The following is a 6,235-nucleotide window of genomic DNA, read 5'->3' as shown; positions in this document are numbered from 1 at the left end:
CGCCGGACTGATCACGACGTCCAGTTCCCCGCATTCGACACCCCGTATTCACGAACACGAATCGACGAACACGAAGGAGAGACGACATGGAAGTGATTCTGCTGGAGCGCGTCGGCAAGCACGGTCAGATGGGCGACGTCGTGCGGGTGCGCGACGGCTTCGCCCGCAACTTCCTGCTGCCGCAGGGCCGGGCGCTGCGCGCCACCAAGGACAACCTCGCCAAGTTCGAGGGCATGAAGGCGCAGCTCGAGGCGCGCAACCTGGAGCGCAAGGCCGAGGCCGAGAAGGTCGGCGGCAAGCTCGAGGGCCAGAGCTTCGTGGTGCTGCGCCAGGCCTCCGACATCGGCCAGCTCTACGGCTCGGTGACGACCCGCGACATCGCCACCCTGGTCGGCGAAGGCGGCGTCTCGATCGACCGCAGCCAGGTCGCCATCAACGCGCCGATCAAGACCATCGGCCAGCACCGGGTGCCGATCGTGCTGCATCCGGAGCTCGAGGTGACCGTCACGGTCGTGGTCGCCCGCAACGCCGAGGAGGCCGAGCGGATCAAGCGCGGCGAGGACGTCACGGCGCGCCGCGAGGACCGCGAGGTCGCCGAGGCGGCGGCCGAGGAGTTCTTCGAGAATCCGGAAGCCGGCCAGGCCGGCCAAGAGGAAGAGTGATACCGGCGCGAAACTGAAAGAACGTGTCCGCCCTCGTCCTGAGGAGCGCCCAAAGGGCGCGTCTCGAAGGGCGGGGGCGGCCTCATGGTTCGAGACGCGGCCTGTGACCGCTCCTCACCATGAGGGGTGAATACGTGCAATCGCGCGACGGTACGAGACGATCGGCCTCCGCCGACACACTCTCGATCCTCGAACGAAAAACGGCCGGACATCGCCCGGCCGTTTTTGTTTGCTCGCCTACCGCCGTGAAATGCCGAGCCGCCCGCCGCTACTCGGCCGTCTTGTCCTTGCCGGCGCCCTCGCCGTAGACGGCGTTCGGATCGAACACCTTCTCGGCCTTCTTGAACTGCAGCAGCAGCGTGTGGCCGGCGGTCTCGCGCAGCGACACGGCGCGGTAGAAGCACGAGGCACGGCCGGTGTGGCAGACGCCCGGCCCGACCTGCTCGACGCGCAGCAGCAGCGCGTCCTGATCGCAGTCGACCTTCAGCTCGATGATGCGCAGCACGTGGCCCGAGCTCTCGCCCTTCTTCCACAGCTTGCCGCGCGAGCGGCTGTAGAACCACGCCTCGCAGGTCTCGATCGAGCGCACGAGCGCCTCGTCGTTCATCCAGGCGAGCATGAGGACGTCGCCCGACCACGCGTCGGCGACGATCGCCGGGATCAGCCCGTCGCCGTCGAACTTGGGGGCGAAGACGCGACCTTCCTCGATCTGCTCGGTGGTGCCGCGCGGCGCGAAGACGCTCTTCATACGATATGCTTCCGGTCCCGGCGGGGACGCACGTCATGCGCCGCTCTGCGAGACGCCGGTCCCCTGCCCCGCGGCGCCCGACGACGGACGATCAGCCGATGCCGTTGCGCACCAGGTTGACGAACCGGAACTGCTCCTTCGGATCGTCGCGGAACACGCCGGTGAACTGCGTCGTGATGGTGCGGCTGCCGATCTTCTGCACGCCGCGCATCGACATGCAGGTGTGCTCCGCCTCCAGCATCACGGCGACGCCGCGCGGCTTCAGCACGGTGTCGATCTCGGTGACGATCTCGGAGGACAGCCGCTCCTGGGTCTGCAGACGCTTGGCGAAGATGTCGATCAGCCGGGCGATCTTCGACAGGCCGACGACCCGCTCGACCGGCAGGTAGCCGACATGGGCGCGGCCCATGAACGGCATCATGTGGTGCTCGCAGTGCGACGTGAACGGGATGTCGCGCACCAGCACGATGTCGTCGTAGGTGCCGATCTCCGAGAAGGTCCGCTCCAGAACCTCGCCGGCGCTCTCGTGATAGCCGCCGAACAGCTCGTCATAGGCGGCGACGACGCGGCGCGGCGTGTCGAGCAGGCCCTCGCGGTCGGGATCGTCGCCGATGTAGCCGAGCAGCACGCGAACGGCCGCCTCGGCCTCGGTGCGCGATGGACGCGCCCGCGTCGGCGCGCCCGGAACCTCGCCGGGCGCCTCGGACGGACGGGCGGCGGGAGTGAGACTCTTGATCACGTGGTCCATCGCGAGCGACGTCTCCGTTCGGGTCGACGCCGGGGGCACCGAACCGCTGCAACGACCGCACGTCGCAGACGGCGCACGCCACACCGCAAGGGCGAAGCCGCGCACCGGAGGGACGGCGACGATCCGGCGAAGCCTCCCCGGGACGAGCCCGGCGCACGCCGATGGGACAGTCCGGCCCGGGCAGGCCCGACCCGCAACATGTGGGACCTGACGAACCCGGGTGCAAGCACCTCTCGGCGGACGCGCCTCTCGCCCGACCCGGCCGATGTCCTATATGAGGGGGTATAGTCGGAGCCAGAGGTCGAGGCAAATCGACCCGCCCGCCCGGACAGGCATCATGCTGAACGACATCTACAATCGCCGCATCCTCGAGCTCGCCGGCAACATCCCCCGCCTCGGCCGGCTGGCCGATCCGGACGGCAGCGCGACGGCGCATTCGAAGCTGTGCGGCTCGACCGTCACGGTCGACCTCAAGGTCGCCGACGGCACCGTCATCGACTTCGGGCACGTGGTGAAGGCCTGCGCGCTCGGCCAGGCCTCGTCGTCGATCATGGCGAGCCACGTCGTCGGCTCGACGGCCGACGAGCTGCGCGCGCTGCGCGAGGCGATGCGCAGGATGCTCAAGGAGAGCGGCCCGCCGCCGGACGGCCGCTGGGCCGATCTCGCGGTCCTCGAGCCGGTGCGCGAGTTCAAGGCACGCCACGCCTCGACGCTGCTCACTTTCGATGCAGTGGTGTCGGCCCTGGACCAGATCGCGGCGGAGCGGACGGGCGGCTGAGTGAACGACGGCAGATGGCTGTCGTCGTCATTCCGGGGCGGCGCGCCAGCGCCGAACCCGGAATCCAACCACGAGTTCAGCGCATGTCGCTGGATTCCAGGTTCGCGGCTTCGCCGCGCCCCGGAATGACCGGCGCGTAAAACTCCGGCCGAAACCGCCCCTCACCGGGCCGCGGCTTCGACCCGCGCGTGGACGTCGCGCTTGCCGCGCCCGCAGGCCGCCTCGAGCTGGCCGAACACCCGGCCGAGCCCGGCATTGCCGATGCGGGTCGTCGTCCCGGACGTGCTGCCGGACGCCGTGAGCACCGACACCGAGCGGGTGGTCGCCGCTGCGAAGGTCCGCACCAGCGGCGCCGCGACGGTGCCGATCGCGACGCTCTCGACGCTGCGACCGTCGCCGCGCGACGACACGAGGTCGAGCGTCACCTCGGTCTGCTCGATCCACAGCCGCACCCGGTCGAGCGGCACGGCCTCGCCGCCACCCGGCCCGGCCTGCCGGCGCTCCGCATAAGTGAGCCCGTAGGTGCCGGCGACGTCGCCGCAGCTCAGGCTCAAATCGAAGCTGCCGATCCGCTCCCCCTCGACGGTGAGCGGGTGACGCCGCACCAGCATCGGTCCGGACGTGCCGTCCACCGCCATCCAGCCGCGCTCGCTCGTCGGCGGCGACCGCTCGGGCACGATGGCGACCGGGGTGACGGCGGCCGAGGTCTGGCGCGCCGCGACCGGCGGGATCGCCTGGTCGAGCCCGGTGCGCTTCAGCTCGTCGCGGCTGAGGAGCCGCATCGGCTCCCACGGCGGGATCTTGAGCGCGATCTCGATCAGCTCGGCCCCTCCGCCGAGGCTGCCGGCCATCTCGGCCGTGTAGCGGACGATGGCGCCGATGTCGCGCTGGACGAGGACGAGATCCTCGGCCGAGTAGGACGCCGCGACGGCGTCGTCGCGGCGGTCGCCGAGCCAGATCTGGTGGACGAGCACGCGCGAGCGCGCCGGCACGTCGCGATGCACGCCGCCCAGCAGCACGAAGGCGCACATCGATTCGCAGTTCGCCGGCGCGATCGCGGCCGGCTTACCGGCCGTCGCCGCACGCTCGGCGCGCCCGACCGTGGTGTCGAGGCCGAGCCGGCGGATGGCGCGGCCGAGCGCCAGCGCGCCCAGCACCGAGCCCCCGTCGGAATCAAGCACCACCTTGCCGTCGTGCAGGTTGCGCTCGGTGGCGAAGGCCTCGAAGCGCCGCGGCGTGTCGGCCGTGATCATGCCGGCGGCGAAGACCACCGGGGCGCAGTCGGTCCCGCAGCCCGCGGCCGGCTCCTGCAGCGAGAACTGCATCGGGAGCGTGCGCGGATTGGCCGGGAGCTCCGGCGTGCCGGCGACGACCGGCATGGCGCAGAGCACCAGGACGAGGGCTCCGACCCAGGATCGCTTCACGATCCGGCACCGTTCCATTGCGGTTCCCCGTGCTGCTTCAGCAACGCGTTTCGTGTACACGTCGGCACTACTGTTGTTATTGTTGGCAGTTCAGCTCTGCAATCTCGCCACATCACGCGACTTTCGCGCAACTGTGATCTTACGTACGCAAACGACCATCGCAAGCGGCCCTTTTGCGGCTATGCACCGTCCGGATCTTGCCGTCTGGTACTGAATTACTTTCACGACGGGAAAGCTCTGCTTGGAATGATCCGGCTTGCAGCGCCCTGCCGGAGGTTTATTTAGCAAGGACGATGCCACACCATCGGCCCATCGGCTTCGTCGCCGCCCTGCCCCGCCGGCTCGCCCGTGCGCTGATCCGGGGCTACCAGCTCACGCTGTCGCCCTTCGTGGGGACGCAATGCCGGCACCTGCCGACCTGCTCGGCCTATGGGGACGAGGCGATCGGGCGGTTCGGCCTGTGGGCGGGGGGCTGGATGACGCTGGCGCGGTTCTGCCGCTGCCATCCGTTCGGCACCCGCGGGCTCGACTTCGTGCCGACCGAGGTGCCGAGCGCCGCGCGCTGGTGGCTGCCGTGGCGGTACGGCCGCTGGCGCGGCACGCTCGCCGCACCGCCCGGCCGGGTCGCCCCGGCCTGCGGCTGCGGCGCCGATCACCCCGGCGACGAGGGCGAGCCTCAGCGTGCGGCGAGCGCGTCGAGCTTGCGGACCGCGTCGGTCGACCCGAGCGCGGCCGCGCGCTGATACCAGTGTCGCGCCTGGGCGGCGTCGCCGACCGCGCCGAGGATCTGCAGGCGCTCCAGTGCGGCCGGATCGAAGGTCGCGCCGAGCAGCAGCGCGGCCGGCGCGTCGCCCGCCTCGGCGGCGCGACGCAGCAGCAGGCGGGCGGCAGCGACGTCGCCGCCGGCCAAAAAGGCCTTTCCGCGATCGATCAGCAGGGCGATCTCCTCCGGATCGACGGCCGGCGCCGGCGGCATGACCGCCGCGACGGCGCCGGGCGACACCGGATCGCCTGCGGCCGCGCCGTCGCGCGTTCCTCGCAACGGCAGCGCTGCGTTCGCGGCCCCGCCGACGCCGGAGAACACCGCGCCGGTCCACTCCACCCGCATGGCGTTGCGGTCGCCCACCGCATCGTCGGCGAGGCGCAGCTCGAGCCCGATCTCCATGGTGCCGACGAAGGTGTCGGGCGGCACCAGCGCGGCATCGCCGAGCGCGGCGAGCGGCAGCCGCCAGGCGTCCGGCCCCATCGGCAGCCCGGCGGTCAGCCGCGTCCCGGGCGCGAGGCCGGTCAGCACCAGGGCGCCGTCGGCGGAGGCGCGCGTCAGCGTGACGCCGAGCGGCACCGCGGCGCCGCGCGGCGCCCGCTTCAGCTCGACCAGCACGAGCCGCACCGGCGCGACCCGCTCCAGCCCGGCCATCAGGGCACGGTCGGACGGAGCGCCGGCGAGCGCCGGGCCGGCCGCGTCACGGCTCGCCGAGGGGACCAGCACGACGACGGCGGCCAGCGCCAGCGCGGCCGCGATCCCGGTGAGCGCCGCGGCGATGCCGGCGCCACGCCACGGCACCCGCACCGGCTGGGGCGGCTCGGGCACGGCGTGCGGATCGAGCGCCAGCCGGCGGCCGAGCTCGCGCACCGCGAGGTCGCCCGCGAAGGGGCGCGGCTTCAGCCAGCCGAAGCCGCCGGGATCGCCGGCCGACGGAACCATGGCGGGCGAGTCGGCGATCAGCAGCGGCTCGGACGGGGCGGCGCGCGGCAGCGCGGGCCGGGGCGCCGCGAGACGGGGCGGCGCGGTGCGCACCGGCTCGGTATCGGGAATCAGCCACACGACCGCGGCGCGGCTCTGGACGACGCGCTCCTGGGCGGCGTCCCCTTGGG

The 6,235-nt window shown here is 71.9% G+C and carries 6 protein-coding genes and 1 pseudogene; 3 read left to right on the top strand and 4 right to left on the bottom strand.

Features of this window, described 5'->3' with window-relative positions; translation table 11 throughout:
- Positions 1 to 86 precede the first annotated feature (86 nt).
- Positions 87 to 662: a 50S ribosomal protein L9 gene (gene rplI / locus ABTU92_RS15830; RefSeq protein ID WP_111359089.1), complete on the top strand. Its 576-nt coding sequence runs from the start codon at positions 87 to 89 to the stop codon at positions 660 to 662.
- 268 nt (positions 663 to 930) lie between these two features.
- Here rplI and hisI read toward each other — a convergent pair whose 3' ends face one another.
- The gene (gene hisI, locus ABTU92_RS15825) at positions 931 to 1,410 is read right to left on the bottom strand and encodes a phosphoribosyl-AMP cyclohydrolase (RefSeq protein WP_408092273.1); all 480 of its coding nucleotides are present in this window, start codon (positions 1,408 to 1,410) and stop codon (positions 931 to 933) included.
- A 91-nt stretch (positions 1,411 to 1,501) separates the two neighbouring features.
- Positions 1,502 to 2,158 carry a GTP cyclohydrolase I FolE gene (gene folE, locus ABTU92_RS15820; RefSeq protein ID WP_408092271.1) on the bottom strand — a complete coding sequence of 219 codons (657 nt, stop codon included), beginning with the start codon at positions 2,156 to 2,158 and terminating at the stop codon, positions 1,502 to 1,504.
- Positions 2,159 to 2,495: 337 nt separating this feature from the next.
- Between folE and ABTU92_RS15815 the strand changes: the two genes are divergently transcribed.
- Positions 2,496 to 2,936 (top strand): iron-sulfur cluster assembly scaffold protein, encoded by a 441-nt coding sequence (locus tag ABTU92_RS15815; protein ID WP_408092269.1) that lies wholly within the window; start codon positions 2,496 to 2,498, stop codon positions 2,934 to 2,936.
- A gap of 161 nt (positions 2,937 to 3,097) precedes the next feature.
- On the opposite strand, the gene ABTU92_RS15810 is transcribed toward ABTU92_RS15815, so the two are convergent.
- On the bottom strand, positions 3,098 to 4,360 hold the full coding sequence (locus ABTU92_RS15810; protein ID WP_408092267.1) for a hypothetical protein: 1,263 nt from the start codon (positions 4,358 to 4,360) through the stop codon (positions 3,098 to 3,100).
- 293 nt (positions 4,361 to 4,653) lie between these two features.
- Here ABTU92_RS15810 and yidD point away from each other — a divergent pair.
- Positions 4,654 to 4,971 (top strand): annotated as a pseudogene (gene yidD / locus ABTU92_RS15805) (membrane protein insertion efficiency factor YidD); the annotation flags it as partial.
- Positions 4,972 to 5,036: 65 nt separating this feature from the next.
- Here the strand turns inward: yidD and ABTU92_RS15800 are convergent.
- A partial coding sequence (locus tag ABTU92_RS15800; protein ID WP_408092265.1) for a hypothetical protein occupies positions 5,037 to 6,235 on the bottom strand: 1,199 nt, incomplete at its 5' end.

Source organism: Rhodoplanes sp. SY1, assembly GCF_046000175.1.
In the GTDB taxonomy this organism is placed as follows: domain Bacteria; phylum Pseudomonadota; class Alphaproteobacteria; order Rhizobiales; family Xanthobacteraceae; genus Rhodoplanes.
This window is presented reverse-complemented; position numbering and strand designations above follow the sequence as displayed.

Bases quoted from the DNA above. Each gene is read 5' to 3' on its own strand.
- folE (WP_408092271.1), bottom strand. From the start codon at position 2,158: ATGGACCACGTGATCAAGAGTCTCACTCCCGCCGCCCGTCCGTCCGAG.
- ABTU92_RS15815 (WP_408092269.1), top strand. From the start codon at position 2,496: ATGCTGAACGACATCTACAATCGCCGCATCCTCGAGCTCGCCGGCAAC.
- rplI (WP_111359089.1), top strand. From the start codon at position 87: ATGGAAGTGATTCTGCTGGAGCGCGTCGGCAAGCACGGTCAGATGGGC.
- hisI (WP_408092273.1), bottom strand. From the start codon at position 1,410: ATGAAGAGCGTCTTCGCGCCGCGCGGCACCACCGAGCAGATCGAGGAA.